At 69.4% G+C, this 3,067-nt stretch carries 2 protein-coding genes; one reads left to right on the forward strand and one right to left on the reverse strand.

Annotated features, from left to right (window positions below; translation table 11 throughout):
• Window positions 1-278: 278 nt before the first annotated feature.
• Complete coding sequence (locus ACZ4YY_RS37415) at window positions 279-1,772, forward strand: alginate lyase family protein (protein ID WP_468299860.1); 1,494 nt, start codon at window positions 279-281, stop codon at window positions 1,770-1,772.
• A 322-nt stretch (window positions 1,773-2,094) separates the two neighbouring features.
• On the opposite strand, the gene ACZ4YY_RS37420 is transcribed toward ACZ4YY_RS37415, so the two are convergent.
• Window positions 2,095-2,934, reverse strand: coding sequence for a transposase family protein (locus ACZ4YY_RS37420; RefSeq protein WP_468299862.1), 840 nt, complete (start codon window positions 2,932-2,934; stop codon window positions 2,095-2,097).
• Window positions 2,935-3,067: the final 133 nt, after the last annotated feature.

Here is a 3,067-nt window from a genome sequence, read left to right on the forward strand (position 1 = left end):
CAGATCCTGAAACCGCCTGTCCTCCCCATCCGACACCGTGTCCGGCGGCACCTCCGCCGACCCCGCCACCATGATGTGGATCTGCTCGCTCATCGCGCTGACGCCGTTCAACGTGGCCGTCGCCTGGAGACGGCCCGCGCCGCGCGGGAGGGTACGGCCCGGGACGCAGGACCATTTGCCTTTCATCGGTGGCGCCCACTTTTGTGTTATCTCCCGCTCCGTATCACGTCCCCTCTACGTAGGCACCGTCCCCCCACGAGAGCCCGAGGAACGACACAGTGACACTTCGGATCAGCCGACGCAGCATGCTCAAGGCCGCGGGAGCGGCGACCGGCGCGGTCGGTATCGGTATCGGCACGGGCGTGGCCGCCTCCCCCGCGACGGCGGCGCCCACGTCCTTCGCACACCCCGGGATGCTCCACACCCGGGCCGATCTCGAGCGCATGGCCGCCAAGGTGAAGGAGGGCGCCGCCCCCTACACGGCGGGTTTCGCCAAGCTCACCCTCACCACCGGCCGCCACTCGCAGAGCGCATGGCGGCCCAACCCGCAGGTGACCCCGATCCGGGGAGGGGGCGGCGTCCAGAACTACGGGGCCCTCTACCGCGACATCCACGCCGCCTACCAGAGGGCGCTGCGCTGGAAGATCACCGGCGACACCGCACACGCCGACACCGCGCGGGACATCTGCAACGCCTGGTCGGGGACGCTGAAGGGCATCGGCGGAGGCTCCGAAGTCGTGCTCCTGGCGGGCATCTACGGGTACCAGTTCGCCAACGTCGGCGAGCTCATGCGCGGCTACCCCGGCTTCGACCTGGCCCGTTTCCAGGACATGCTGGTCAAGCACTTCTATCCGATGAACCGCCACATGATGTACCGCGAGACCAATTGCATCGGCCACTACTGGGCGAACTGGGACCTGTGCACCATGGCCTCCATCATGGCCATCGGGATCCTCTGCGACGACCGGGCCAAGTTCAACGAGACGGTGGACTACTTTTACCACGGCGAAGGCAACGGCTCGCTGGCCAAGGCGATCCCCTACGTCTACAACGACGTGGGCCTGGCCCAGTGGCAGGAGAGCGGGCGTGACCAGGCCCACAGCCTGATGGGCATCGGCCTGATGGGCACCATCTGCGAGATGGCCTGGAACCAGGGCGTCGACCTCTACGGCGCGGACGACTCCAGGTTCCGCAAGGCGTGCGAGTACGTCGCCCGGTACAACCTGGGCTATGACGTGCCGTACACCACATACACCTGGAGAAACGGCGCGCACTGCGTGGAAACGGCGCAGACCGTCATCTCCGAACACGGCCGTGGCCAGGTGCGCCCGGTCTGGGCGCGGGTCTACAACCACTACGCCAACAGGCGCGGCATGGCCATGCCGAACACCCGCGAGATGCTGGCCCGCAGCGGGCCCGAGGGAGGCGGCGGCCACTACGGCCCGAACAGCGGCGGATTCGACGAACTCGGCTTCGGCACACTGGCGTACACCCGGGACAAGGCCACCGCGGCCGAGGCGGCGGCCTCGCCGTCCCCGCCGAAGTCGACGGCCGCCAAGCCCGGTGCCTCCGGGGCTTCCGGTTCGTCCAAGTCCCCGGCCGGGCAGCCCTCCGGGGACGTCAGCGCCCAAGGCGGGAAGGGCGGCGAGGACCTGGCTGCCACCGGCGCCTCGGACCTCGCTCTGTGGACGGCCGCGACCGGCGTCACCGCCGTCGCCGGCGGCCTCCTGCTGCTCCGCCGCCGCGGTCAGGCCCGCCGCGACGCGGAGTGACACCTGCGGTGACACAAAGAATCCGGTGACGGATCGCAGTCAGACGTGGCGCGGTTCTGCGCCGGTCCGGATGATTGGTGCCTGGGCCTCGCGGTCCTCGGCTACTTCTGGTCCACCTCGAAGTTCAATGACGCCCCGAAGTAACCGCCATGCCCACGCCCACCCGAGGGCGGCATACACCGACACCGCTTCGGAGTGCGCCGCCCTGTTCGTGTACGAGAGTTGAGGAGCTACTGAATGGCCTGCCGACCGTCACTCGGTGGTGAGCGCAGCAACCTGCTCGGGCAGGTCCGGAGCGGTAGTCCGCCGACAAGGGCGTCCGTCAGCGGGCGACTTCGCGGTTCGTGAGGACCAGCAGGGCCCGGACCAGGGCGGTCGCCCATTTCGGGTCGGTGCGGACCTTGCCGAGTACCCGCCAGTTCTTCAGGTGTGCGAAGCCGTGCTCGACCGGCGCCCGGACGGCGGCCAGCGCCGTGTTGGACAGCTTCTGGCCGCGGGTGAGCGGCCGGTTGCGGGCGGCCTTGTAGCCGTTGATCACCGCTGGGTCGGTGTCCGGGCTGCTGTCGTCGAGGCCGACGAAGCCCAGGTCGGCGATCGCGCCGAGGCCGGCCTCGCGAAGGCGGTCGGTGAGGTGGTCATGGCGGCAGGCCGTGATCTCCGAGGTCCGCCCGGGCCTGGCCGCCGAGACCCACAGCAGGCGGCCCCTGTCGTCGGTGAGCGCGATCACGAGCAGGCCATGGCACTTGCTCTTGCCGGAGTAGTTCTTCCGGTTCGCTGTTCCGGTGCGCCGCCGGGTGCGTATCAGCGAGCCGTCCAGCAGTACGACTCCGCCACCGGATCGGGCGATCTTCTTCAGCGCGCGGTCCAGGCGCGGAGCGCGGGCGGCCAGCAGGCCGACGACCTCGCGCACCCAGCGGGTGACGGTGGTGCGGTGCACCCCGTTTCCGCCGGCCAGATCGCCGGGCCGCTGGTCACAGCGCAGCACCGCCAGCACGATTCCCGCGATCTTCCCCGGCGGCAGGGCCCGCCACGGCGAGCCGATCTTCTTCAAATGGCCGCGTATCAGGGTGGCGAGGTAGTTCAGGGTGGTGCTCGACAGCGGCAGTCGGGCGGTGTAGACAAGGCCGTCAGGGCCCTCGGCGAGACCGTTGTTTTTCGTCACACAAACTCAACTGCCGCCGGGGGCCCGCCAGTTACGCTCCGACCGTCATCGCCCCGGTGCGGTTACCGGCGTGCGGTGAACCGTCCGTCGGGCCGTTTGTGCAGCCATCCACGATCGGCGAGCTTGGTCATCT

This window comes from Streptomyces sp. NPDC030143 (assembly GCF_055573695.1).